The sequence below is a fragment of the Succiniclasticum sp. genome, from assembly GCF_056977735.1.
Genome location: NZ_DBMCWA010000001.1, coordinates 186,583 through 211,264, shown reverse-complemented (window position 1 = coordinate 211,264; position 24,682 = coordinate 186,583). Strand labels below are relative to the sequence as shown.

The following is a 24,682-nucleotide window of genomic DNA, read 5'->3' as shown; positions in this document are numbered from 1 at the left end:
TTTTAATTACTTTCCTTTTCCGCAACAGTTTTTATACTTCTTTCCACTGCCGCAGGGACAGGGATCGTTCCGTCCGATTTCCGGCCCGTTATTGACCACCGGCTGTTTTACCGCTTCCTCCTCCGGCGTATCTACCGTCGGGTTGTTCATCGTGGCATTTTCCAGCGGATCGTCCATTTCCATCATGGGCTGTGAAACCACATTGACCCGGTACATGTATTTGACCACGTCGTCCTCAATCGCTTCAATCATGGCTTCAAACATGTCAAAGGCTTCGAATTTATATTCCACCAGCGGGTCTTTCTGGCCGTACGCCCGCAGACCTACGCCTTCACGCAGCATGTCCATGGCGTCCAGATGTTCCATCCAGTGGTTGTCTACCACCTTCAGCATAACCAGGTTTTCCAGTTCCCGCATGATCTCCGGACTGATTTCTTCCTCCCGGCTGGCATAAATATCATCCGCCAGCTTATGCAGATACTCGCCGATTTCTTCGCGGCTCATATCCGCCAGATGTTCTTCCTTCAATTCTCCGTAAGGTGCAAAGAATTCTTCACAGTATCGCACCATGTTTTTCAGATCCCAGTCTTCGGAATAGGCTTCCGGCGGGCAGTACATGGTCATGGCCCGGTCTACGATCTTGTGGGTGAATTCCATCACGGTAGAACGTAAATCTTCCTGGTCCAGCACCTTACGGCGTTCTTTGTAAATAACCTCGCGCTGCTGGTTCATGACATCGTCATACTCCAGTACCATCTTACGGATGTTGAAGTTGCGTTCTTCCACTTTCTTCTGGGCGTTTTCAATGGAACTGGTGACGATTTTGTTTTCAATCGGTTCATCTTCGTCCATTTCCAGATGATCCATGATTTTCTTGATCCGGTCACCGCCGAACAGGCGCATCAGATCGTCTTCCAGGGACAGGTAGAAGCGGGAAGAACCCGGATCACCCTGGCGGGCGCAGCGCCCACGCAGCTGGTTATCGATACGGCGGCTTTCATGACGCTCCGTACCCAGAATGTGCAGACCGCCCTTCTCAGCCACACCTTCGCCCAACACAATATCGGTACCGCGGCCTGCCATATTGGTAGCGATGGTGACCTGACCCGGCTGACCGGCGTCCGCCACGATCATGGCTTCTTTTTCGTGATACTTGGCATTCAGTACGTTATGGGGGATGCCCTGTTTCTTCAGTAATGCACTCAGGTCTTCCGACTGGGTGATGGACGTGGTACCTACCAGCACCGGCCGGCCGTCCTTATGCAGATTCACGATTTCATTTACGACCGCCCTGTATTTGGCAGCCTTGGTCTTGAAGATTACGTCCGGGTAATCGGTTCGGATCATGGGCTTGTTGGTAGGAATTACAACAACATCCAGACCGTAAATCTTCTGGAATTCCTGTTCTTCCGTCTTGGCTGTACCGGTCATGCCGGCCAGCTTGTTATACATACGGAAATAATTCTGGAAGGTAATGGTGGCCAGCGTCTGGCTTTCACGCTGCACTACCACGCCTTCCTTGGCTTCGATCGCCTGGTGCAGGCCTTCGGAATAACGGCGCCCGTACATCAGTCGTCCGGTAAATTCATCAACGATGATAACCTCTCCGTCTTTCACCACATAGTCACGGTCACGGATCATCAGTTCCTTGGCCTTGATGGCGCACATAATATGGTGGGAGAAGTCCACGCCGTGTTCCGTATCGTACAGGTTGGTAACACCCAGCGCCTTTTCCGCCTTGGCAATACCCGCTTCCGTAGGTGCAACCTGCTTCTGCTTCTCATCAACGGTGTAATCCTCGCCTAATTTCATGTTAGCGACAATGCGGGCGATGACTTTATACAGATCAGCCGATTTTTCACCGGGGCCGGAAATGATCAGCGGGGTACGGGCTTCATCGATCAGGATGGAGTCTACTTCGTCCACGATGCAGTAGTTCAGCTCCCGCTGCACCATCTGGTCCTTATCTACCACCATGTTGTCGCGGAGGTAGTCAAACCCGAACTCGTTATTCGTGCCGTAGGTAATATCAGCCTGATAGGCAGCTTTCCTTTCAGGGAAATCAATGTCATGTACAATCAGCCCGACAGACAGGCCCAGGAAATTATAGATACGTCCCATATCAATGCTGTCACGGCGGGCCAGGTAATCATTGACGGTAACCACATGAACGCCCTTTCCGGTTAATGCGTTCAGATATACCGGCAGCGTTGCTACCAGGGTCTTGCCTTCACCGGTACGCATTTCCGAAATTTTGCCCCGGTGCAGCACCACACCGCCGATCAGCTGCACGTCAAAATGCCGCATCCCGGTCACGCGTTTGGACGCTTCCCTTACTACCGCAAACGCTTCCGGCAAAATGTCGTCCAACGTTTCTCCCTTTTTAAGGCGCAGCTTGAACTCATTTGTCTTGGCCTGCAGGTTGGCAGAACTCATCTGTTCCATTTCGGGTTCCAGGGAATTGATCTTATCTACAATCGGTTTGATATTTTTTAATTCCTTTTCATTGGGATCTCCGAATATTTTCTTTATTAAAGATTCCAGCAAATTCATCACTCCTTAACCTGGGATTTGTCAACTAAAAGTCTGGTCATTCCACTTGTTCTGAACAAACAAATATCCATTATTGTCTATCATAAAATTTTAACAGAAAGAATGGTAAAAGTCAAAGAAACACGGACGTTTCTATGCAATACTTTGTGAAGTTTACGTGAAGAATGCAAAACAAAAAACGCAGGACTTTCATCCTGCGTTTGATAGGTATTTGAGGAAATCACTCCACTTTGGGCTCCAGCAAGCCGTAATTCCCGTCTTTACGCCGGTACACCACACTGACCCCGCCAAAATCCGGATCAAAGAACACGAAGAAATCGTGATTCAGCAGATTCATCTGTAAAATTGCCTCTTCCGGAGTCATGGGATTCATGGTAAAACTCTTGCTGCGGATAATCTTGAAATCTTCCTCGTCATCTGCCTGAACCGGGGCCGGTTCCACAACCGAAGCAGTTTCTGCCGGAATTTCCCGGAAATTACCGTATTTCCGTTTCATCAGTTTGGTCTTGTATTTATGTACCTGCCGCTCAATTTTCTCTACTACAAGATCAATGGAAGAGTACATATCTTTTGTGGATTCCTGGGCACGCAGCAGGATCCCTTTTGCGGGAACGGTAATTTCTGCGATATGGTTCCCGTTTTCTACTTTAAGTACTGCGGTAATATCTCCCACTGCCTTAAACTGCCTGGTAACTTTGTCAATTTTCTTTTCAACATAGGCTTTTACTGCCGGTGATACAACGGTATTTCTTCCTTTTACGATAACTGCCATACAGAGTCCTCCTTGATCGTCCAAGGTCACTTGGTTATTACAGGCTCCGGATCAGGAAACTGCGGCCCGTTCTGCAACTGATCTGTAATGCCTCCTCTTTGTGTAGTCCACAGGATTTCCTACCCGTTGTCCGTTGCTTATTCATTCGACATATCCTGTTTAATTCCTGTATAGGAGACAAGATTTCTCATTTTTGTCACTTTTTACTGCAAAACTGCAAAATTCGTTACATGTTAATACAGTAATTATAAAATCTTGGACAGGAAACTCCGGGTCCGGGGATTCTGCGGATGGTCGAACACCTGCTCCGGCGTCCCTTCTTCCAGAATATACCCTCCGTCCACGAACAGCACCCTGTCGCCCACCTCCCTGGCAAACCCCATCTCATGGGTGACTACCACCATGGTCATGCCGTCCTTTGCCAGCTGCTTCATAACCTCCAGTACTTCGTTGATCATTTCCGGGTCCAGCGCCGAAGTAGGTTCGTCAAACAACATGGCCTTGGGTTTCATGCACAGGGCCCGGGCAATGGCCACGCGCTGCTGCTGCCCGCCGGAAAGCTGGTCCGGGTAATTGTCAGCTTTCATTTCCAGCCCGACTTTTTTCAGATACATCCTGGCCAGTTCTTCCGCTTCCCTGCGGCTGGTCTTACGCACTTTCATAGGGGCCAGCACCAGATTTTCCAATACAGTCATGTGGGGGAACAGGTTGAAACGCTGGAACACCATGCCCACTTCCTTACGGACTTCGTTGATATTCGCTTCCCCGTTTAGAGGGATATTATCGAAAATAATCTCTCCTGCGGTGGGTTCTTCCAGATAATTGATGCAGCGCAGCAGGGTAGACTTGCCGCTGCCGGAAGGGCCGATGATTACGACAACTTCCTTTTCTTTGATCCGCAGGTCAATGCCTTTCAGTACATGCAAATCGCCAAAGCTCTTTTCCAAACCGGTAATTTTAATAATTTCCTGCCGCTCTGTCATTTCGTGTCAAACTTCCTTTCCAGCAGACCGGTAAGCCGGGCTACCGTGAATGTCAAAATCAGGTAGATGATCGCCACAGCCATCCAGATTTCAAAGGACGCATAGGTACGGGCGATAATCAGCTGCCCCCGGCGGGTCAGTTCTTCAAACCCGATAACGGAAACCAGGGAGGAATCTTTCAGCATGGCAATAAATTCGTTACCCAGCGGAGGAATAATACGCTTGAATGCCTGGGGCAAAATAATGTAACGCATGGTCTGCCACCATGTCATACCCAGGCTTCGTCCGGCTTCCATCTGACCGACATCAATCGACTGGATGCCGCCCCGGAATACTTCCGCCACGTACGCGCCGCTGTTGATGGAGCAGGCAGAAATTGCCGCAAAGAACGCATCCACCCGGTGTCCGATGATACTGGGCAACGCGAAATAAACCAGAAAGATCTGAATCAGCAGCGGTGTGCCGCGGATAAAATCCACATACACGTTGCCTATCCAGCGCAACGGTTTAAAATCAGACATGCGCACCAGCGCCACAATGATACCGATCAACATACCAAAGAAAACACTGAGGGCCGTAATTTCAACTGTAATACCGGCGCCCGCCAGCAGAAGCGGGAATGCGCTTTTCATTAACTCAAAATTTACATCCATAAGGCAAATCCTTCTTGCTTTTTGTATTTTTTTTCACAGCTGTAAAACAAGTCCGTCCAAAAGAGCAGCTAACCCCGGAACGTTGTTTGCTTTCAGATATCCTCTATTTCACAGCACAGAATCAATGCGGACTGAATCAGCTTTGCATTCATTATACTACATAAATAAAAAATACAAAAGGGAATTTTATGCAAAACTCCCTTTTGTTAACAATATTCATTAAATTGCCTGTACTGTCCTCACGGTCAGCATCCAAAAATTACCTGTTTATTTTTTTACAGCGCCAAACCATTTCGTATACAGTTTGTCATATTCGCCATTTTTCTTCAGGTCCAGCAGGGCTTTATTGATTTCTTTGGTCAGCGGGCTGTTCTTCTTCATGGACAGGCCGTAGGATTCTGCTTCCATGGTGTCGCCAACGATCTTGGCAGAATCTTTGCCGCCGCCCTGGGCCAGATAATATTCCGCAACCGGTTTGTCGATGATGACCGCGTCAACGCCCTTGTTTTTCAGTTCCAGGAAAACTTCTGCGTTGGTATTAAAGTTTTTCACTTTAGCACCGGGAACCTTGGCCGCTTTTTCCGCACCGGTGGTACCGATCTGCACGGCAATGCCTTTGTTGTTTAATTCATTGATACCCTTCACTTCGGCATTGTCTTTATTTACCACAACAACCAGACCGGATACATAATAGGGATCACTCATGTCTACGGCTTTCTGACGGTCCGGGGTAATGCTCATACCGGCAGCCGCTACATCGATATTGCCCGCATTCAGTGCGGGAATCAATGCATCAAAGCCCATATTCATGATTTCCACTTTCATGTTCAGCTGCTTGCCGATCGCACGGATCAGGTCCATGTCAAAGCCGTCAAATTCCTTACTTCCCTCTTTCTGGAATTCAAAGGGTGCAAAAGTGGGTTCCGTACCTACCCGCAGTACTTTCGGAGCCTGTGCAGCTTTTTTCTCGCCACCGCCGCCGCAGCCTGCCACCATCATAACCGCCATGATCATCGCCATCAACAGCATAAATGTTTTTTTCATTGAATTATAGCCTCCTGAAATATTTAAATACAAACTTAAACTGCCTTGATAAAAGAACCTCCGGGCAGTTAAAAACTGAATAATACTCCGATACGTTGCCGGGAATTATTTTGCAGGCTTACTGCCAAACCATTTCTCATACAGCTTGTCATAAGTTCCGTTCTTTTTCAGGGCATCGAGAGCCTTGTCAACTTCTTTGGCCAGTTCCGGTTTCTTCTTGGAAATTACAATGCCGTAATCTTCCGCAGTCAGGGGTTCGCCTGCCAGCTTGGCATATTCGCTGCCGCCATTCTTCAGGAAATACTGCAATACAGGCAGATCGCTGACAACTGCGTCCGCGCCCTTGTTCTTCAGTTCCATGCAGGCCAGGTCGCTGGTGTTAAATGTCTTGACTGTGGCTCCCTTTTCTTTCAGCTTTTCAGCGTACAGAGCACCGGTGGTACCCATCTGTACGGCTATGGTCTTATTTTTCAGGTCTTCAAATTTCTGAACATCATTTACATCCTTACGCACTACAAAAGCCAGACCGGATTTATAGTACGGCTGGGAGAAGATGACCTGCTGTTTCCGTTCTTCCGTAATACTGAAACCTGCGATGGAAACATCCAGGTTGCCGGCATTGATTGCCGGGATCAGGGCATCAAAGCCCATGTTCTTGATTGTGCATTTCTTATAGCCCATCTCTTTGGCAATGGCACGGATCAGGTCCATGTCAAAACCGGTGAATTCCTTGGAATCCTTTTCAGGAAATTCAAAAGGCGCAAAGGACGGTTCCGTCCCTACGATCAGTTCTTCTTTAGCAGCAGGAGCCGGGGCTGCCGCCTTCTTGCCGTCAGCTTTTTTGTCTCCGCCGCCGCACCCTGCAGCCAGGATCCCCAGAGCCAAAACAAGGATACTTAACAGTACAGTGATCTTTTTCATTTCTTTCTCCTCCAAACCCAATATAAAACAGTTAAACCTGCATGGCATGCACTTTCCCTACAGCCTGTGCCTTCTCCTGACACGTAAGCACATGTCATAATAAAAACGCCCCGGCTGACCTGGTTTTCGCCCCCACACCCGCCTGCTGGAAGGTTCGCTCCTAAGCAACTGCTCCCCACTACTGCTCCTCTCGTACTTTTACGGCAGGACTTACTTCTAAGCTGCACCGTGCTCACAGTAAATTTTACTGCTTACGTGGATCGTTTCGCCTGCAACTGGCATCGACTTTCAACCACAGACCCGGATTGTTTTTATTTTTTTAATATAACACACCAAATTGATTATTTCAAGCATTTCGCAGTGCTATTTATAACTTTTTCATTCTACTTTAAAGATGTTTAATTCGTAACATTTTACGAATCTTTTTTTTGCGAATTTCAGTTTGTCTTGACGTTTTCTTTTAAAATCACTATACTATACTTACCTAAATAAATCGAAACCATAACCGGATGCGTTCCGGTTATATTTATCTGGAAAAGTAACGATACAACCAAGGAAACGCCGATTCCGTCAGTCAGGAGGTTGACAGATGACGAATCGCGGTTCATACAATACATTGAAGTACGGACGTGATTACTATGCTTTCTATCCCTCAGTATCTTGATTTTGCCTATACTGGGAAAACGAAAGAGATTTGTTCTTTTTTCCTGGAGCTGTTAAAGCGGAAGAACGAATTTCTGTATCTGCATTCACAGCAGGTCGCCAATTACTCAGCCAGCGTAGCTGCCAAGCTCGGGCTCTCGCGCAAAGAAATCAGCATCATCCGGACAGCGGCATTAATGCATGATATCGGTTTACTGAGCGTGCCAAACAGCATCCTTAACAAATATCCTTACCTGAGTACCCGTGAACTGGCTCAGTACAAACGGCATTGTATAGCCGGGTGCAGTATGCTGGAAAATATGGAAGAATTCTCCAGCATTATTGATCTGATCCGCAGCCATCATGAAAAATGGAACGGAACCGGTTATCCCAAGCGGCTGAAAGGTGTTAATATCCCGTTAGGCGCACGTATAATCGCAGTGGCAGATTACTATGACAGCGTAATCAATCCCTGCACCACGCAATGGCAAAAAAGCCATCAGGAAGCATTGCAGGAACTGTTAGGAGCCATCGGAACCGATTTCGACCCGGAAATCGTACGGGCCTTTATGGAATCCATCGTTCCCGGCAACAACATCAAGCCGGTTCCGGTTTACAGCAAAAAGGGAGCCAGGGTAAAAACAAAAACAGCTGCCGCAATGTTATCTTCTGTTGCGACGAAAGTAGCTGAGACCGCGGAATCAAAAGATTTTGCATAAAAAACACAACAGGTTACGAATTATTTCGCAGCCTGCTGTTTTTTTTATTTATTCAAAATTTCTTCCAGCACTTCTTCCGTGTTTTCACCCAGACGGGGCGCCCGCCGGTAAAATGCGCAGGGGGTTTTGGAAAACTTGGGTACAAAGCCCATGGTCTTATAATTTCCCAGTTCCGCGTCTTCAATCTCCAGCACCATCTCGTCTGCCTGCGCCTGTTCCGTCGCCAGGGCTTCATCATAATTCAGCACCGGGGCCAGGCAGGCGTCCGAACCTTTGGCCAGCTCCATCCATTCTTTCAGGGGCCGTTCCGCAAATATAGCTGACAGTTCGTGTTTGATATAGATGAATTCACTTTCGTCCTGAATCAGCGGGATCAGATCAGGCCGCTCCAGCAGATTGCACAGGTTTGCCCAGAACTTCTCCTCCAGACAGCCCACACTTACATATCGCCCGTCTTCTGTCTGATAAATATTATAGTTTGGATTGCCGCCGCTCAGCCAGTTGTTGCCACGGACGTTTACAAAGCCGTTCCCGAAATAGGTAGCGCTGACGCCTGGTACCAGGGCCAGGCAGGTATCAAAGAGGGAAATGCTGATCTCCTGTCCTTCCCCGGTCTTTTCCGCATGGTGCAGCGCAGCCAGGATCGACATGCCCGCCATAGCGGAAGCCTGCATGTCCGCAATCAATACGCCGGGAATGGCAGGTCTTCCGTACCGTTTTCCACTTAACGAAACCAGCCCGGCAAGACTCTGGTAACCGATATCGTGATCCGCCTGTTGGACCAGCGGTCCTTTTGTGCCGTAACCGGAAATAGAACAATATACGATTTTCGGATTGATCTGGCTGACCGTAGCAAAGTCAATCCCCAGCTTTTTCAATACGCCGGGGCGGAAGCTTTCTACAACCACGTCCACCTGTCTGACCATTTCCAAAAACACATTTTTATCGGTTTCCTGCTTCAGATCCAGCGCCACACTTCGCTTGTTACGGTTCACTTCCATGAACCAGCAGGCAAAATCGCCCCGGCGGGGCACAAACTCACGGGCGTAATCCCCCTTTACCGGTTCTTCAATTTTTATTACGTCCGCACCCATATCCGCAAACATGCGGGTACAGAACGGTCCGGGCAGCAGCCGGGATAAGTCCAGAACTCTGACACCCTGTAACGGTCCCATGGTATCACTCCTTTTACGTTTAAAAAATAATAACATTATGAAATTGGTAAAAGGTCTCGCAAAACCGTGTACGATATTTTGCTCAATCCTTTTCCCAGTTTATATACTGACTGTCCTTACTCTTATTTTAATCTGTTAAACTGAAGTTGACAAGTGTAACAGAAAAACGTACACTTTAAGAGATACTGATTCAGTAATTTTAAAAGACGAAGGAGCCTTTACCATGTCTGTAGAACGCGTCAGAAACTATCTGTCCCGGTTTGGTATGGCAGATAAGATCATTACTTTCAAAGAGTCCAGCGCTACGGTAGAGCTGGCTGCCAAAGCGGCCGGAACGGAACCGGCCCGCATTGCCAAAACGTTATCTTTTGCCGGGAAGGACCATCCTGTGCTGATTGTAACTGCCGGGGATACAAAAATCGACAATGCGAAATTCAAGCACTTTTTCGGCATCAAGGCCCACATGCTTCCCTTTGCCGAAGTAGAAGCACTGGTCGGCCATGCGCCCGGCGGTGTCTGCCCCTTCGGCGTAAACGAAAATGTCAAAGTGTATCTGGACATTTCCATGAAACGCTTCCCCACCATGTTTCCCGCAGCCGGAGAAGAGAACAACGCTATTGAACTGACTCCGGAGGAACTGGAAAAATATACTGACAATGCAGGCTGGGTCGATCTCTGCAAAGGCTGGCAGGAAAACTGAGACAGCAGCTGCCGGCTTGCCCGAACACAGCTATGGCTGCTCTTTCAGTACATTTCCCTGTCAGCACAAAAGAACATCAGACATCTTGCAAGCTCATATAATCAGCCTTTCCTCATAATCGCATAACGCCGTAAAAAAGCCGTAATGCTTCCGCGTACAGTACGCGGAGCCTTACGGCCTTTTTAATTATTTTTTCTTTTTCATGACCAGGGGCGCAAGCAGGGAAACAGCAGCCGCTGCGAGGAAAAACAGGCAGATGGGACGCGTGAAAAAGATTGCGGGATTCCCGTCGCTCATAATCAGCGAACCCACAAAATTCTGTTCCGCCATGCCGCCTAAAATGATACCGATGATGATGGCGCTCATGGAAAACTTCAGCTTGTTTAAGAAATACCCGATAAATCCGCTGGCCACCATGACGTACACGTCCGTCATAGAGTTTCCGTAGCTGTAGGTACCTACAAAGGTCATCAGCATAATAATAGGCAACAGAATCTCATTCGGTACATTCGTCAGTTTCACAAACAGGCGGATAAGGGAATAACCCATGCAGGCCATGATGATATTGGCCAGTAACAGGCCGATAAAGATCGCATACACATCCGGCGCTTTTTCAATGAACAGAAGCGGGCCGGGCTGCAGGCCCTGCACCATCAGCGCGCCCATCATAATAGCCGTAGCGCCGTCCCCGGGAATGCCCAGGGTCAGTACGGGGATAAAAGCGCCGCCGCTGACTGCGTTATTGCCAGCTTCCGGCGCCGCCACCCCTTCCGGTTCGCCGTGTCCGAAATTCTCGCTGTGTTTGCTCCACCGCTTGGCCTGATCGTAGGAAACAAAACTGGCAATATCCCCGCCGGTGCCGGGGATACAACCAATAAATGTACCTATCGCACTGCTGCGCAGCAGGGTTACAAAACAACGTTTCAGGTCCGCCATGGACGGAAGCACCTTCGTAATCGTAACATGCTGTTTAAGCTGCGATTTCTGCCAGCAGTCCTCCACGCTCTGCAGCATCTGTGCCAGCGCAAACACACCGATCAGGATCGGAATAAAGCTGACACCGCCCAGCAGGTACGTCGTATCTAACGTAAAGCGAATCGCGCCGCTCATGGCGTCAATGCCCACCGTCGCCAGGAAGAGTCCCATAACACCACCCATGATCCCTTTGAGCACATTGCCGCTGGAAACGCTGGTAATAATGGATAACCCGAACACAGCCAGCGCAAAATATTCCGGTTTGGAAAACTGCAGGGAAATTTTGGCCAAAAGAGGCGCGCAGATGATCAGGCAAATGGTGCTGAAGATTCCGCCAAAAGCACTGGCCGTTGTGGAAAGGCCAAGGGCGCGGCCTGGCTGCCGTAATTCCACGGCCATGGGGTAGCCGTCCAGTGTCGTAGCCACACTGGCAGGAGTGCCGGGGGTCTTTAATAAAATCGCGCTGATACTTCCTCCGTAAATCGCGCCGCAGTAAATACCCAACAACATCAGTATGCCGGCCATACCTTTAAACGCAAAAGCCAGCGGCAACAGCAGCGCCAGCCCCATATTCACGGAAAGACCCGGCATGGCGCCGAACATGATTCCCACGCCCACACCAAAGATCAGGCACACAAAATTGAAGGGATCTGCAATCATTCCTAATGCTGCAATAATATCTGCCATCTTTGCCCTCCTATTCTAAAAATACAGAGGACGGCAGCGAAGTATGCAGCAGCTGTCCGAACACCAGGTAAATAAACAACGTCACACAAAGGGCCGTCAGCAGCATCCGTTTTTTATTCCGGCATTCCAGCCGGTACATGATACAGGGAATCAGGAGCAGAACTGCCGGATAAAAACCAATCAGGCGCACCAGCACACAAAATGCCGCTATCATCCCCATTATCACATAAACCTGCCGGTTGGCTGCAGTACCTAAAGCCACTTGTTCCTCCGCCAGTTCCTGCCGGTGGAACAGTGTATAAACGGCCAGGACAACTGCTGCAATCGCCAGAGCCAAACCCAACAGGAACGGCCAGAAACCGGGGCCAGGCCCCTGTTCTGTAATCTCCATGGGAAAGCGGGCAGACGAGCCCATAATGCCGCCGCCCAGGAAAATTCCCACTATAAAAACCACAAAATTACACGCCTTCATGGAAACCATATAATAACTCCCCTGTAAGAAGAAGCCGTAGCGGCATACACCGCTGCGGCATTGTTACAGTTTACAAATTACTTTTTCAGGAATTTTGCGTACATGGCATCGTCATCCGCCATCATCTTATCACAGGCGTCGCCAATAATCGCTGTGGGATCGATCCCCTGCTTTTTGAAGTAGTCTTTAAACTCTTTGCTGTTGCAGACTTTTTCAGCAGCTTTGCGCAGCACATCCATCTTTTCTTTCGGCGTATCTTTCGGAGCCACTAACGCAGCCCAGGCGCGAATCGCCATAGGATGTCCCAGTTCCTTAAAGGTCGGAACATTGGGATAGAATTCGCTGCGGGTATCTGCCATCACGGCCAGGATTTTCAGCGTACCTGCATCAATCTGGCTCTTGAATACACTGGGATCCGCCAGCGTCGCTTCGATGTGTTTGCCGGCCAGCGCGGCTGCAATGTCAGCGCTTCCTTTTGGATACGGAACGTGTTTGAATTTTACGTTGAATTCCTTTTCAAAATTCAGCGCGGCAATATGCCAGATAGCGCCGGTACCGGAGTTCCCCATGGAAACCTTTCCTTCATTCGCTTTTGCATATTTTACAAATTCATCCAGCGTATTATACGGAGCTTCCTTCGTAACGATCAGGGCAGCCGGGGCTGCGATAGGCGCACAGACAGAAACAAATTCCTTATTGGTCACAGCAGCCTTGCCCTGATGAGGGAACATGGCCAGTTCGACCGTCACCATGCCTAATGTATGTCCGTCCGGTTTTGCCTTGGACAATTCCACCATACCGGTAATGCCGCCTCCGTCCGGCTTGTTCACGGGAACGAACTTACTGCCCTTTAACTCCTTCTGTAAAAACGAGATCAGCCCACGGGCACTGGTATCCGTACCGCCACCCGGCGCTTTCGGAATAATAACTGTAATATCACCGTCCGCCGGATACGCCGCTTTCTTTTCTGAAGTGCCGCCGCAGCCAACCATCCCCAGCAACATGGCCGTCAGCATCAATATTGTTAATAATTTTTTCATTGTGTTTCCTCCTATGTTTGCTTTTTGTAGTTTATTTTATCACTTTATAATTCATCCTGCCAACGAAAATTCACAGTTTTTCCCGGTTCCTGAATTTACGGCATTGGGCAATCTCCCGCCAGGACAGAAAAGCGACAGCAATATTCTCCCGGTTATAGGTATAAGAAACCCACAACCCGTGGAACGAATAGGTCAGGGACGGGTAACTGAATTCCCCCTCTCCCTTTTCCAGACGCAGGAACATCTCCCAGTGGCTGCCGTCTTCCCGGCCCATAAACAGGGCCAGCGGCGTACGGGCGCCCCAGTTGCCCCGTACCGGATTACAGGCCAGAAAAAGCCGGCCCCCCGGCGTGCGGATCACATCAAAGCCGCTGTTGTTATTGTAAAGCTCCGTAGGCTGCGGATCGGTCCAGTGTTTTCCCTCATCTTCCGAAACACTGCTGTAAATAAAGCCTTCCGTACTGCGCATATACATGTGCAGCTTACCCTTATCCTGCCAGAGAACCGGCTGGATGACGCCACGGCCGTTAAAGCTTTGGGCGCTGAGAGGCGGCAGGGTCGAAGTATCCGGTGGCGTCTCAGGCAAGTCCCCTCCTGCTTTCGGCAAATTAAGAGCCAGCAGGTTCAGTCCCAGTAACGCGGTACGGTTCCATGTGATGCCGTAATTATCGCTGTAATCACAGAAGCACTGCCAGTCACCACGCTCGATACTGCCACCGGCACAGATACGTCCGGAAGGAAGTATAACCGGTTTTGTCCGCACCGGTCCCCGTCCTCCGGTAGCGTCTCCCGGCACAAGCGGCCGGGGATGTCCCCAGTACACCGGATCGGTACGGCTCAGCATCACCATGGTCTTCCAGTCCGCAATTATATTCCCGGTTTTAAAAAACAGCAGCACATGTTCATGCTGTACCAGCAATACCGGATTCCAGCAGGCCTCCGGCATACTTGTGATGCAGACCGGTTCCGTCCATTCGCAGGAAACCGCTACCGAGTCCTGCACACGTCCGTCATGGATATGCTCCCGGCCACTGTCCTTCTTTTTCTCTTTCACTGCCGTATAACGGGGCCTTCCTACAGAGAAATAAATCTCCGTGTCCGCCGCACCTTCCCGGCTGCCGCCGAACCAGACGCAAAGCAGGGAACCGTTTGGCAGCGCCGTCAGACAGCTGCCGTGGCACATGGCAGTCGGCAGCGTTTTGCATATCATCTGCTTAAACAAAAAAGGTCACACCTTTCCTTGTTTGTTGATAGTTATATTTTATCATTTCCCCGGAAATTACGCAAAAAAAGCAATGAGCTTCCACCAAATGGCAAAAGCCCACCGTTTAATCTTTTCTATTTGTTTTCCTGATAAAACTCTTCCATAAACCGCGCCAGCGTTTCGCAGCCTGCCAGCGGCATAGCGTTGTAAATGGAAGCGCGGATACCGCCCACGCTGCGATGGCCCTTCAGTCCGCCCAGCCCGCGCTGTTTTCCTTCTTCTACAAATCTTGCTTCCAGCTCTTTGGAAGGCAGGTTAAATGTCACGTTCATAATAGAACGGCTTTCCTTTGCCGCCCGCCCTTTATAAAACTCCGGATACTTATCCAGCAGGGCATACAACAGGGCTGCTTTTTTCCGGTTCACGGCTTCCATGGCCGCCAGGCCGCCCTGCTTCTTCAGCCATTTTGCCACCTTGCCTACCATATAGATAGCAAATACCGGCGGCGTATTGTACAGGGAATCCTTGTTCAGGATGGTTTCATAATTCATCATGACAGGCAGCTTTTTGTCACGTCCTGCCACGAAGTCTTTTTTTGCAATAATCAGCACTACACCGGCCGGTCCGATATTCTTCTGCGCCCCACTGTAGATCAGGGAGAATTTCTCTACCGGGAAGGGACGGGACAGGATTTCCGAAGACATATCCGCAATCAGCGGCACATCGCCTGTTTCCGGATACGCAAAGTACTCCGTACCTTCAATGGTATTATTGCCGGTAATGTGCAGGTACGCGCAATGTTCCGGCAGCTTCACCTCTTCCGGACGGGGCACCCGGTCATAGCCCCGGTCTTTGGAACTGAACACCTTCACCGCCTTGCCGACTTTTTCCGCTTCTTCAAAGGCTTTGTCGGAGAAAGAACCGGTGTCGGCATACGCCGCCGTCATTCCTTCTTTTAAAAAGTTGCAGGGCACGCAGCTGAACTGCAGACTGCCGCCGCCTCCCATAAAGAAGATACCGTAATCGTCCGGCAGGTTCAGCAGATCCTTAATATCCTGTTTGGTTTCTTCCAGCACTTTTTCAAAGGCAGGGCTGCGATGGCTGATCTCCAGGATGGACATCCCGGTATTGTTAAAATCCAGCAGTTCTGCCTGTACCTCTTCCAATACTTCCAGGGGCAGGGCCGCAGGGCCCGCGTTAAAATTATAAATCCGGCTCACGTTTTCTACTTCCTTTCGCTAAAAATCGTATGTTGATACCCTGTTGCCAGCTTGCTGTTGCCGGCGCAACTGCCGCAAAGAAAAATATAACACATTTCATGTCTTATTGTAAATCTTCCAGCAGATGCACCACCATGCCGTCCCGCAATTTGGGTTCGAACCAGGTAGACTTAGGCGGCATGATCTGACCCGCATCCGCAATCGCCATAACCTCCTGCATCAGGGTAGGATACATGGAAAAAGCCACGGCGAATTTGCCGCTGTCCACTTTACGTTCCAGTTCTTCCAGCCCCCGGATGCCTCCCACAAAATCAATACGGCCGTCCGTACGGGGATCCCCGATCTTCAAAACAGGAGCCAGCAGATTGTTCTGCAGAATGGAAACATCAAGCGAAGCGATAATATCCTTCGGATCAAAGGTTCCTTCTCTGGCTTTTAACTCATACCAGCGCCCTGCCAGATACATACCAAAGGTATGACGTGACTCGGGATGATACGCCTTCCGTACAGGCTTGATCAGGAATTTTTCTTCTACAGCTCTCATAAACGTGATTTCACTATAGCCTGCCAGGTCTGTCACAAGGCGGTTGTAATCCAGGATCTCCATCATATTATCGGGGAAGATGACCGCCTGGAAATACTCATATTCTGCATTCACATCCTTCGCGCCGGCTTCTTTTTCCAGCTGGTCAGCCACGCGCATGGCGCCAGCGCAGCGGTGATGGCCATCCGCAATGTAAAACGCAGGCACAGCCTTAAACAGGCGGATGATCTCCTGAATCTGTACCGGGTCGTCCACTACATAGAGGGTATTTCGCACACCGTCTTCTGCAATAAAGTTGATGACCGGTTCCCGTTCCGCCATCAGCTTCAGAATATACGAACTGATTTCCGGACGCTGCCGGTACGTCAGAAAGACCGGACCTGTCTGCGCCTTTGTCTCCGTAATGTGACGTACCCGGTCCTGTTCTTTTTCCGTACGGGTCAGCTCATGCTTCCGGATAATCCCGTTCCGGTATTCATCCACAGAAGCCGTGGCCACCAGCCCGATCTGAATGTGCTGGTTCATACGCTGCCGGTAAATATAAAAGCAGGGCTTGGAATCCTGTTTCATTTTTCCGTTTTTTACATAGTTTATCAAATTCTCCCTTGCTTTCGCATAGACTTCATCACTGTAGGCGTCCACCCCTTCCGGCAGGGTAGCTTCCGATTTCGTTACCGTCAAAAAGCTGTATGGGCTTTCCGCGATCTTACCGCGGGCTTCTTCTGTATCCATTACGTCATAGGGCAGCGATGCGATTTTTGCTGCCAGTTCCGATTCGGGTCTTAAGCCCCTGAAAGGTCGTACAACTGCCATAATTAAAACCTCCTGTATAAAAACTATAAACGCTGTTCTGTTCCCGATGTTTTGTTTGTTTCTTTTCCTGATATGCAGTTCTCTATTAACTTAGCTAGTAACTAATTATAGTAGTAAAAAGAAATGATTGTCAATATATGTTGTGTATCTTTCACAATTACATCTGACTTTTTCACAAATCTGTTTTTGTATTTGTAAAAACTTAGACACAATCAAATTTTATTTTCCGTACAGAATTGCAGAAAACAGGAACTCGCTATATAATAATTAAGTATTATTACCATTTTAAAGGATGGTCTTTATCTTGCATTTTAATAAAAAAGTGATTCAGCGGGCCATGCCGATCTATATCGGCTACCTGTTCCTGGGACTGGCCTGCGGTATTCTGGGACAACAGGCGCACATCGCACCCATCGAAGCGTTTGTCATGAGCATTCTCGCCTATTCTGGAAGCGGGCAGTTCATCTGTATCGCCATGCTGATGGATCACGCGTCCCTGTTTTCCATTCTGGTTACTAATTTTATGGTAAGCCTGCGGTACATGTTCTTTTCCACTGCCATGTACCCTCATATTAAGCATTGTTCCCTGCCCTACTCGGTCCTGTTCGCCCAGAATATTACCGACGAGACTTTCGCAGTCAATTTGGACAGTTTCAGTAAGGATAAGGAGTGGGACGTGAATCAGGGTCTGGCGTTGGGATTTTCCCCCTGCCTGGTCTGGGCCAGCGCTAACTTCATCGGCTGCGCCGCAGCTGCATACCTCAATCCGCCAACGGAACTGGTGTCGTATATTTTAGTCGCCATGTTCCTGGGCATCTGGAGCGGTTATCTTCACGACACAGCCCTGCTGATCGCCGGTCTGGCAGGCGGCATCCTGTCCGTCTTGTTATCCTTCATCGTTCCCTTCAAGCTGCATATCGTGCTGGCCACGCTCATCGTATCCTGCATCGCCTGCTGGCTGGAAGTGAAGCACACGAAAAAGCAAAACGCGAATTCCTGACCATAAACGAAACGTCCTTGCAGCTTGCAATACAAATCGCTTGCCGGAATACAGACGGCAGACTGGAGAAGCAAAATGAACAGTGAATCCTTATATATATACGGCGCTACCCTGATGATGGTGATCGGCACTTTTTCCTGCCGGGAACTGCCCCTGCTTTTACTGCGGGGCCGCAAGCTGCCGGACTGGTTCAACATCTGGCTGAAGTACATACCCACCGCCATCTTCGGCGCGCTGATTTTTCCCGATATTTTTCTGAAAGAGAATGTACTGAACTTTTCCCTGCAGAACTACGGCCTGTGGGCCACCGTCTGCGCGTTCCCCATCGTTTACAAGACACAGTCACTGCCGGTGGCGCTTGTCGCGGGAACGATTTTCTTCTGTGTTTTTAAATATGTGATTTAAAAAAAGTCTTTCAAAATTAAAACTCCTTTTTTTCTTGGTTTATTTTGGAGGTCTCATGATGTTTCCTGCAAACAAAAAACGAATCAGTACAATTACCGTTGCACTGATTTTTTCTTTTTATACTATGCTGGCGTCTGCTGCGCCTGTTGCGCCGACGGTACGTACACCCGGCAGCGTGCCAACTGTTCCCCGGCAAACTTCTGCGCAATCCACTGCAACCACCCAACAGCCTTCTGCGGAACCAGTTCAGGCATCGCAAACTGCAACAGAAAAACAGGAAAACGAACCTGTTGCAACAGCACCAGCCGCAACATCACAACCAAAAGAAACCAAAACATCCAAACCTGCCGCAGCTCAAAAACAAAGTGCCGCCGTTGTGCCCGGCCATCCCTTCCGCATCCAGAACAAAGAGGAAAACTATAACTCCCTCTTATCCAAAACCGCAACACGGAAGCTGGACGACGCACTGGCCGGCATGATAGGCGGCTATGGAGAAAAAGTGCCTGGCCTGGCGGTCATCGTGTTCAAAGATGGCAAAGAAGTGTACCGCAACATGATGGGCAACCGCTTCCTCAGCCCCCGGAACAAAAACTGGAACCTGCCCGTCACCTCCGACAGTTTCTTCCGCGTGGCTTCCATTTCCAAAATCTTCACCGCCACCGGATACATGCAACTGGCAGAGCAGGGAAAAATCGATCTGGATGAAGACGTGAGCCGTTACCTGGGCTTCGCCCTGCGTAACCCCAACTACCCCAATCGCGCCATTACGTCCCGGATGCTGTTGTCCCACACTTCATCCATCCGGGACTACCCCACCCCCTATGTTCCCTTTAAGAGTAATGTCAAATCCTTTTTTACCTCTGCTGACTGCTGGACAAAGGGGAAGGCCCCCGGCACGTACTTCAGCTATTGCAACCTGAATTACGTACTGCTGGCTACCATTATAGAAAAAGTATCCGGACAGCGTTTCGACAAGTATATGACAAAGAATGTGCTGAAGCCGCTGGACATCAAAGGCAGCTTCAACCTGCGGGACTTTTCCTCATCAGATTTGCAGAAGATGGGAACCCTGTATCGCAAGACAAAAGGAGAGTCCGGGCGTTACTACGCACAAATCGATGACCGCCCCATCGACCTGCCCAGCACCTCGCTATTGGCCAATTACCGTCCCGGGACCAACGCGGGCATTTTTTCCCCACAGGGCGGCCTGCGGATTTCCCCGGAAGAGCTGTCCCACATGCTGGAGATGATGATCGGCCGCGGTAAATATAAAGGCAAACAGATCCTGAAACCGGAAACGGTACAGCAGATGGAAAAGCAGGTCTGGAGCTACAATCCCTCTCCGCCCAACGGCAATATTGAAAACGATGCCATCGAAAGCTACGGCCTGGCCCTGCAGTATTTCAGCGGCAGCGGTTCCACCAGGCCCGCCCCTGACCGGCCTGACTTTGACCTTTTGGGGCATCTGGGAGAAGCCTACGGTTTCATCGGCGGCCTTATGTGGCAGCCCGGCACGAAGAACGGCTTCCTGTTCCTCCAAAACGGCTTCGCTGCCGGCTACAAACAGAACAAAGGCCGTTACAGCCGCAACTACCGCTGGGAAGAAAACTTCATGAAAACTATAATCGAAAACGTGTTCCCAAAATAAAGGATCCGGTCACAAAAGTGACCGGATTTTTTTCGCAACTTCAGTCGCAGAGCGGTTTTTGCGCCTGCTCTCTGTTAATAAATTTAGACAGTCTCTATGTCTTGTATCCAGGTAACATATCATACCTGCATTTTATTGGTTTGTTCGGGAGAGCTGCCACTGAGCCGACCCGCTAAATCCAGCTTTTTCAGTTTCCATGTATTGTGCGCCACCAGCACCGCCGCCACAAGGGTAGCGGCCAACAGCATCCAGGGCTGCAGCATGGGCCCACCGAACAGCGGGACGATGCCTAAAGCGAAAGGCAGCCATACCAGATTGCAGATACAGACAATGCGCAGATTATGTTTTATCGTGGCCACGCAGGCGCGGCTCAACGTAAAGGTAGCCGCCACATTACACAGATTGTTGTCGGTCAGTACAACCTGGGCAGCTTTCCACACGGTTTTGGTACCGCTGCCCACGGCAAAGCCGAAGTCCGCGCACTCCAGCGCCGGGGCATCGTTGTCCCCGTCGCCAACCACCGCCACCACTTCTCCGCCTTTGCGGAAGGTCTGCACCAGCTGCGCCTTATGGGTAGGCAGCAGCTCCGCCGCCACCCGGTCCGCCCGGGAAAGCCTGCCTAAATACAGCCCGGCCCGCTTGTTATCGCCGGTCATCACCGATGTGGTAATTCCCATGGTTTTTAACCGTTGCATGGTTTCCGGTGTTTCTTCCCGCAGTTCATCGGAAAAACCAAAAATGGCATACAGGGTACGTCCCACCGACAGATACCACACGGTCTTGCCCGCATCGGACATCTGTTCCACGTATCCGTTGGCCTCCGCCGGGATCCGGGCATAGCGTTTTACATATTCCAGAGAACCCAGCCGGATGTTTTCCTTAAAGCAGCGGGCGCTGTGCCAGCCTTCCGGTGTGGACCGGATCTCTGTACAAAGAGGCAGCTTACATCCTTCCGCCGCATCACGCACCGCCGCCGCCTCCGGCAGGTCGCTGTCCTGCAGCATGGCTGCCGCCAGACTCAGAAGCCCCGGTTCAGAGCCGTTGTTGAAGATATGGATGTCCGTCAGTACCGGGTGCCCGATGGTCAGGGTTCCTGTTTTGTCAAAAATAATCAGCGATGTTTCACCGGCATCCCCTAAAATGGTTCCATCCCGCAACAGGATTTTCTGCGCCGCCGCTTTCTGCACCGCTGTAAAGGACGCCGCACTGACAGCAGGCCACAACAGGATGGGGCAACAGCACACAAAAACAGACATGGCAACCTGCCAGATGGGGAATGTTGCTTTCCCGGTAAAAAAGAAGCTGAGACAGGCAACAATGGACAACAAAATGGAACCGCTCACCAGCCACATGGAAGGCAGATCCATAAACTGCGGCAGGGGCGCCTTGCACCAGCGATCCAGATAAACGCTTCCCAACGCTGCCGTCACGCACAGGCCGATGTAAGCCAAAAACAACGGCGGCAAATTCCCGTAAGGCTGCCCCAGTACAAGCCGGACAGCAGTATATAATCCCCCTGCCACGGCAGCAATGGTGCTGATGAGCAGCAATACCTCCGCGGAAGGGATCCGCTCCTGTAAGTCCTGCAGGGCCTGCAGGAAAAACTGACGGCCTGCGTAGAGGATGGGGATTAGCAACACCAGTTGAAGCACGCCGCGCAAGTTGACTGCGTCATATGCTCCCGGCAGATCAAACAGGCTGGCCCGGATACCGGCAGACACCAGTAACGGCGCAACTTCTGTCCAAACCGCAACCACCAGCAGGGGAACCAGACACAGCAATGCCAGTTTCAACCGGGAAATCTGTCCGGCAACCGCACGCCTTTTTTGTTTAGGCCTCTGCCGACGTTTCGGCTGAGGCGCTGCATCCTGTTCCGCAGCATTGATAGAAGCTGTGTCAACTTCCTGGACTGCAGAGACGTCTTTTTTTATTTCATTCTCTGTTACGTTTTCTGATTTCATGCACACAAGGCTCCGAATTTTAGTATGGTGATTCACTTCATATTAATCTTAACAAGGCAAACATTTCTTGTCAATTTTGCTGATACGTTTCTTCGCATTTTGCTGTATAATATATGGTAGAAAGAACAGTTACACAATAATGCCTGTAATGTTTTCCGTTGTTTTAAATTCACCAAATCCTCCACAGATTCAGGCAGAGCATCTGACTGATAAACCGCAATTCAGAAAGGAGTCCTCATCATGGCAATCCTCGGCGCAGTACAGGTCCCCCATCCGCCCCTGATCCTTCCGGAAGTAGGCCACGGAGAAGAAAAACGTATCCAGTCCACCATCGACGCATTTGAAACTGCCGCAAAATTCATAGCGGAACTGCAGCCGGACACGGTCATCATTTCCAGTCCCCATTCCATTTTGTACTCCGATTACTTTCATGTTTCACCGGGTGCCTCCGCAAAAGGGACCATGGCCCAGTTTGGCGCGCCCCAGGTTAAATTTACCGTAGCTTACGATGAAGAACTGGTGAACGCCATTGATGTTGCCGCCAAAAAGGCAGGCATCCCTGCAGGCACCCTGGGCAACCGGCAGCCGGAACTGGACCACGGAACCATGGTACCCCTGTATTTTCTTGCCAAGTACTGCAAAACCTGCAAAATCGTACGGCTGGCCCTTTCCGGTTTCTCTCTGAAAGAGCATTACCGGGTGGGCATGCTCATTGCTGAAACCGCAGAAAAGCTGGGGCGGAAAATCGCCTGGATCGCCAGCGGCGACCTGTCCCATAAACTCACAAAAAGCGGTCCTTACGGTTTTAACCCCGCAGGTCCCGAATATGATAAAAAGATTATGGACGTGATGGGAAACGGTAACTTTGCTGAACTGTTTTCCTTTAACGATACATTTCTGGAAGAAGCCGCCGAATGCGGTCACCGCTCTTTCGTTTTAATGGCCGGCGCTTTGGACGGGCTGGCAGTGAAAGCGGAAAAGTTAAGCTACGAAGGGCCCTTCGGCGTGGGTTACGGCATCACCCTGTTCACCCCGGCCGGTCCGGATGAAAGCCGGCACTTCCTGAATGCCTATGACGTGATCCGGGGCAGGATGAAAGCAGAACGGCTGGCCAGAGAAGACGACTATGTGAAGCTGGCAAGAGAAGTCATTGAACATTACGTAAAAAGCAAAGGCGGCTACCTGCGTTCCCCGCAGCATATTACCCCGGAGATGACAGCGCAGAAAGCCGGCGTGTTTGTTTCGTTAAAGATCCGCGGCGCGTTGCGGGGCTGCATCGGCACCATCGGCCCCATGTACGACAACGTAGCGGAAGAGATCCGGCACAACGCCATTTCCGCCTGCAGCCGCGACCCCCGTTTCACCCCGGTGCTGCCTGACGAACTGGAAGAACTGGAATACAGCGTGGATGTGCTGGGACCCATGGAACCCATCAGTTCCCCGGCCCAGCTGGACGTAAAACGGTACGGTGTGCTGGTGACCAAAGGCAGCCGGAGCGGTCTGCTGCTGCCCAACCTGCCCGGCGTGGATACTATCGAGCAGCAGATTGATATCGCCAGACAGAAAGCAGGCATCCATCCGGAAGAAAGCGGATGTGAACTGAAGCGCTTTGAAGTAATACGGCATTTCTAATTTTTTATAAAGCGGAGAAGCATCCTGCAGATGCCACCTTCACATCGTGATCTTTACCGGTTTTACACACGAGGAGTAACAATCATGTCATACACCTGTCCTTACTGTCATCACCACTGCCAGTTGCAGGAAGGCAAGACGGGCTTCTGCCGCGTCCGCACGCTGAAAGACGGTAAAAATGTCTGCGGCAATTATGGGTTCCTGACCTCACTTGCCCTGGATCCTATCGAAAAGAAACCGTTAAACCGTTTTTATCCCGGCACAACCATTCTCTCTTTGGGCAGTTACGGCTGCAACCTGCGCTGTCCCTTCTGCCAGAATTTTACCATTTCCCAATGTGGGCGCGACGCGTTCCAGCCTGTCATCGCCACGCCGGAACAAATCGCGGCCAAAGCACTGGAACTGAAATTTCGCAACAACATCGGTGTCGCCTTTACTTACAACGAGCCGCTGTTAAGCTGGGAATTTATCCGTGACACCGGTAAGCTTGTACATAGCAATGGGCAGAAAAACGTGGTGGTCACCAACGGGAACTTTTCTGTGGAAATCGCAAAAAATCTTGCAGGCATCGTGGACGCGTACAACATTGACCTGAAAGGTTTCACTCCGGCATGGTACAAAAAGCTGGGCGGTAATCTGGACATGGTGAAAGCATTTATCACCGAAGCGTGCAAAACCGCCCACGTGGAACTGACAACACTGATTGTCCCCAAAGAAAACGACAGCACGGAAGAAATGGAAGCCATCGCCCAATGGATCGCCGGGCTTTCGCCGGACATTCCGTTGCATGTCAGCAAGTTCTTCCCCCGCTGGAATATGGTGGACAGAAATGAAACGCCTGCCGCCCGGGTGTACCGGCTGGCAGACGTAGCGCGCAACTATTTAACATATGTTTATACAGGAAATTGTTAAGGAACCG

General features: G+C 50.2%; 22 protein-coding genes. 7 read left to right on the top strand and 15 right to left on the bottom strand.

The window, feature by feature from the left end; all coding sequences use genetic code 11:
- Positions 1-6: 6 nt before the first annotated feature.
- The 6 genes from secA to ACZOWY_RS01015 all read right to left on the bottom strand — a co-directional run bounded on the left by secA (position 7) and on the right by ACZOWY_RS01015 (position 6,926).
- A complete protein-coding gene (gene secA / locus ACZOWY_RS01040; RefSeq protein ID WP_484391890.1) occupies positions 7-2,544 on the bottom strand; it encodes a preprotein translocase subunit SecA in 2,538 nt (845 codons plus the stop codon).
- Between the two features lie 229 nt (positions 2,545-2,773).
- A complete protein-coding gene (gene hpf / locus ACZOWY_RS01035; protein ID WP_484391788.1) occupies positions 2,774-3,325 on the bottom strand; it encodes a ribosome hibernation-promoting factor, HPF/YfiA family in 552 nt (183 codons plus the stop codon).
- A 245-nt stretch (positions 3,326-3,570) separates the two neighbouring features.
- Positions 3,571-4,290 carry an amino acid ABC transporter ATP-binding protein gene (locus ACZOWY_RS01030; protein ID WP_484391887.1) on the bottom strand — a complete coding sequence of 240 codons (720 nt, stop codon included), beginning with the start codon at positions 4,288-4,290 and terminating at the stop codon, positions 3,571-3,573.
- 14 nt (positions 4,291-4,304) lie between these two features.
- Entirely contained in the window at positions 4,305-4,961 is a 657-nt protein-coding gene (locus tag ACZOWY_RS01025) for an amino acid ABC transporter permease (protein WP_484391784.1), read from the bottom strand.
- Positions 4,962-5,228: 267 nt separating this feature from the next.
- Positions 5,229-6,005, bottom strand: coding sequence for a basic amino acid ABC transporter substrate-binding protein (locus ACZOWY_RS01020; protein WP_484391779.1), 777 nt, complete (start codon positions 6,003-6,005; stop codon positions 5,229-5,231).
- Positions 6,006-6,110: 105 nt separating this feature from the next.
- A complete protein-coding gene (locus ACZOWY_RS01015) occupies positions 6,111-6,926 on the bottom strand; it encodes a basic amino acid ABC transporter substrate-binding protein (RefSeq protein ID WP_484391775.1) in 816 nt (271 codons plus the stop codon).
- Between the two features lie 638 nt (positions 6,927-7,564).
- On the opposite strand from ACZOWY_RS01015, the gene ACZOWY_RS01010 reads away from it, so the two are divergent.
- On the top strand, positions 7,565-8,287 hold the full coding sequence (locus tag ACZOWY_RS01010; protein WP_484391771.1) for an HD-GYP domain-containing protein: 723 nt from the start codon (positions 7,565-7,567) through the stop codon (positions 8,285-8,287).
- A gap of 44 nt (positions 8,288-8,331) precedes the next feature.
- Here ACZOWY_RS01010 and ACZOWY_RS01005 read toward each other — a convergent pair whose 3' ends face one another.
- Positions 8,332-9,462 (bottom strand): CaiB/BaiF CoA transferase family protein, encoded by a 1,131-nt coding sequence (locus ACZOWY_RS01005; RefSeq protein ID WP_484391767.1) that lies wholly within the window; start codon positions 9,460-9,462, stop codon positions 8,332-8,334.
- Between the two features lie 223 nt (positions 9,463-9,685).
- Here ACZOWY_RS01005 and ACZOWY_RS01000 point away from each other — a divergent pair, with 223 nt between their 5' ends.
- Complete coding sequence (locus tag ACZOWY_RS01000; RefSeq protein WP_484391763.1) at positions 9,686-10,162, top strand: YbaK/EbsC family protein; 477 nt, start codon at positions 9,686-9,688, stop codon at positions 10,160-10,162.
- Positions 10,163-10,348: 186 nt separating this feature from the next.
- Here the strand turns inward: ACZOWY_RS01000 and ACZOWY_RS00995 are convergent, their stop codons facing one another.
- From ACZOWY_RS00995 to ACZOWY_RS00970, 6 genes are all read right to left on the bottom strand, one after another.
- The gene (locus ACZOWY_RS00995; RefSeq protein WP_484391760.1) at positions 10,349-11,824 is read right to left on the bottom strand and encodes a tripartite tricarboxylate transporter permease; all 1,476 of its coding nucleotides are present in this window, start codon (positions 11,822-11,824) and stop codon (positions 10,349-10,351) included.
- Positions 11,825-11,834: 10 nt separating this feature from the next.
- Positions 11,835-12,305 (bottom strand): tripartite tricarboxylate transporter TctB family protein, encoded by a 471-nt coding sequence (locus tag ACZOWY_RS00990; protein WP_484391757.1) that lies wholly within the window; start codon positions 12,303-12,305, stop codon positions 11,835-11,837.
- Positions 12,306-12,373: 68 nt separating this feature from the next.
- Positions 12,374-13,336 (bottom strand): tripartite tricarboxylate transporter substrate binding protein, encoded by a 963-nt coding sequence (locus ACZOWY_RS00985; RefSeq protein ID WP_484391752.1) that lies wholly within the window; start codon positions 13,334-13,336, stop codon positions 12,374-12,376.
- 70 nt (positions 13,337-13,406) lie between these two features.
- Positions 13,407-14,558: an exo-alpha-sialidase gene (locus tag ACZOWY_RS00980; protein WP_484391750.1), complete on the bottom strand. Its 1,152-nt coding sequence runs from the start codon at positions 14,556-14,558 to the stop codon at positions 13,407-13,409.
- Between the two features lie 116 nt (positions 14,559-14,674).
- Positions 14,675-15,760, bottom strand: a complete 1,086-nt coding sequence (gene serC / locus ACZOWY_RS00975) for a 3-phosphoserine/phosphohydroxythreonine transaminase (protein ID WP_484391745.1) — start codon at positions 15,758-15,760, stop codon at positions 14,675-14,677.
- A gap of 103 nt (positions 15,761-15,863) precedes the next feature.
- On the bottom strand, positions 15,864-17,117 hold the full coding sequence (locus tag ACZOWY_RS00970; RefSeq protein ID WP_484391741.1) for a DUF1015 domain-containing protein: 1,254 nt from the start codon (positions 17,115-17,117) through the stop codon (positions 15,864-15,866).
- Between the two features lie 304 nt (positions 17,118-17,421).
- Here ACZOWY_RS00970 and ACZOWY_RS00965 point away from each other — a divergent pair, with 304 nt between their 5' ends.
- Both ACZOWY_RS00965 and ACZOWY_RS00960 read left to right on the top strand, forming a co-directional pair.
- Positions 17,422-18,117: an AzlC family ABC transporter permease gene (locus ACZOWY_RS00965; protein ID WP_484391737.1), complete on the top strand. Its 696-nt coding sequence runs from the start codon at positions 17,422-17,424 to the stop codon at positions 18,115-18,117.
- A gap of 75 nt (positions 18,118-18,192) precedes the next feature.
- Positions 18,193-18,522 (top strand): AzlD domain-containing protein, encoded by a 330-nt coding sequence (locus tag ACZOWY_RS00960; protein WP_484391732.1) that lies wholly within the window; start codon positions 18,193-18,195, stop codon positions 18,520-18,522.
- A 122-nt stretch (positions 18,523-18,644) separates the two neighbouring features.
- Here the strand turns inward: ACZOWY_RS00960 and ACZOWY_RS00955 are convergent, their stop codons facing one another.
- Positions 18,645-18,860, bottom strand: a complete 216-nt coding sequence (locus tag ACZOWY_RS00955; protein WP_484391728.1) for a hypothetical protein — start codon at positions 18,858-18,860, stop codon at positions 18,645-18,647.
- A gap of 38 nt (positions 18,861-18,898) precedes the next feature.
- On the opposite strand from ACZOWY_RS00955, the gene ACZOWY_RS00950 reads away from it, so the two are divergent.
- The gene (locus ACZOWY_RS00950) at positions 18,899-20,170 is read left to right on the top strand and encodes a serine hydrolase domain-containing protein (RefSeq protein WP_484391724.1); all 1,272 of its coding nucleotides are present in this window, start codon (positions 18,899-18,901) and stop codon (positions 20,168-20,170) included.
- A gap of 119 nt (positions 20,171-20,289) precedes the next feature.
- Here ACZOWY_RS00950 and ACZOWY_RS00945 read toward each other — a convergent pair whose 3' ends face one another.
- Entirely contained in the window at positions 20,290-22,131 is a 1,842-nt protein-coding gene (locus tag ACZOWY_RS00945) for an HAD-IC family P-type ATPase (protein WP_484391720.1), read from the bottom strand.
- Positions 22,132-22,371: 240 nt separating this feature from the next.
- On the opposite strand from ACZOWY_RS00945, the gene amrA reads away from it, so the two are divergent.
- On the top strand, positions 22,372-23,763 hold the full coding sequence (amrA, locus tag ACZOWY_RS00940) for an AmmeMemoRadiSam system protein A (RefSeq protein WP_484391716.1): 1,392 nt from the start codon (positions 22,372-22,374) through the stop codon (positions 23,761-23,763).
- Positions 23,764-23,847: 84 nt separating this feature from the next.
- Positions 23,848-24,675: an AmmeMemoRadiSam system radical SAM enzyme gene (gene amrS / locus ACZOWY_RS00935; protein WP_484391711.1), complete on the top strand. Its 828-nt coding sequence runs from the start codon at positions 23,848-23,850 to the stop codon at positions 24,673-24,675.
- Positions 24,676-24,682 lie beyond the last annotated feature (7 nt).

What these genes read in the sequence shown, in the direction of transcription:
- ACZOWY_RS01005 (WP_484391767.1), bottom strand. Translation starts at nt 9,462, where the DNA reads ATGGGACCGTTACAGGGTGTCAGAGTTCTGGACTTATCCCGGCTGCTG.
- ACZOWY_RS00955 (WP_484391728.1), bottom strand. Translation starts at nt 18,860, where the DNA reads ATGTTTTGGTTTCTTTTGGTTGTGATGTTGCGGCTGGTGCTGTTGCAA.
- ACZOWY_RS01020 (WP_484391779.1), bottom strand. Translation starts at nt 6,005, where the DNA reads ATGAAAAAAACATTTATGCTGTTGATGGCGATGATCATGGCGGTTATG.
- ACZOWY_RS00970 (WP_484391741.1), bottom strand. Translation starts at nt 17,117, where the DNA reads ATGGCAGTTGTACGACCTTTCAGGGGCTTAAGACCCGAATCGGAACTG.
- ACZOWY_RS00945 (WP_484391720.1), bottom strand. Translation starts at nt 22,131, where the DNA reads ATGAAATCAGAAAACGTAACAGAGAATGAAATAAAAAAAGACGTCTCT.
- ACZOWY_RS00995 (WP_484391760.1), bottom strand. Translation starts at nt 11,824, where the DNA reads ATGGCAGATATTATTGCAGCATTAGGAATGATTGCAGATCCCTTCAAT.
- ACZOWY_RS01010 (WP_484391771.1), top strand. Translation starts at nt 7,565, where the DNA reads ATGCTTTCTATCCCTCAGTATCTTGATTTTGCCTATACTGGGAAAACG.
- ACZOWY_RS00985 (WP_484391752.1), bottom strand. Translation starts at nt 13,336, where the DNA reads ATGAAAAAATTATTAACAATATTGATGCTGACGGCCATGTTGCTGGGG.
- ACZOWY_RS00960 (WP_484391732.1), top strand. Translation starts at nt 18,193, where the DNA reads ATGAACAGTGAATCCTTATATATATACGGCGCTACCCTGATGATGGTG.
- ACZOWY_RS01015 (WP_484391775.1), bottom strand. Translation starts at nt 6,926, where the DNA reads ATGAAAAAGATCACTGTACTGTTAAGTATCCTTGTTTTGGCTCTGGGG.
- ACZOWY_RS01000 (WP_484391763.1), top strand. Translation starts at nt 9,686, where the DNA reads ATGTCTGTAGAACGCGTCAGAAACTATCTGTCCCGGTTTGGTATGGCA.
- ACZOWY_RS00990 (WP_484391757.1), bottom strand. Translation starts at nt 12,305, where the DNA reads ATGGTTTCCATGAAGGCGTGTAATTTTGTGGTTTTTATAGTGGGAATT.
- ACZOWY_RS01025 (WP_484391784.1), bottom strand. Translation starts at nt 4,961, where the DNA reads ATGGATGTAAATTTTGAGTTAATGAAAAGCGCATTCCCGCTTCTGCTG.
- amrA (WP_484391716.1), top strand. Translation starts at nt 22,372, where the DNA reads ATGGCAATCCTCGGCGCAGTACAGGTCCCCCATCCGCCCCTGATCCTT.
- amrS (WP_484391711.1), top strand. Translation starts at nt 23,848, where the DNA reads ATGTCATACACCTGTCCTTACTGTCATCACCACTGCCAGTTGCAGGAA.
- hpf (WP_484391788.1), bottom strand. Translation starts at nt 3,325, where the DNA reads ATGGCAGTTATCGTAAAAGGAAGAAATACCGTTGTATCACCGGCAGTA.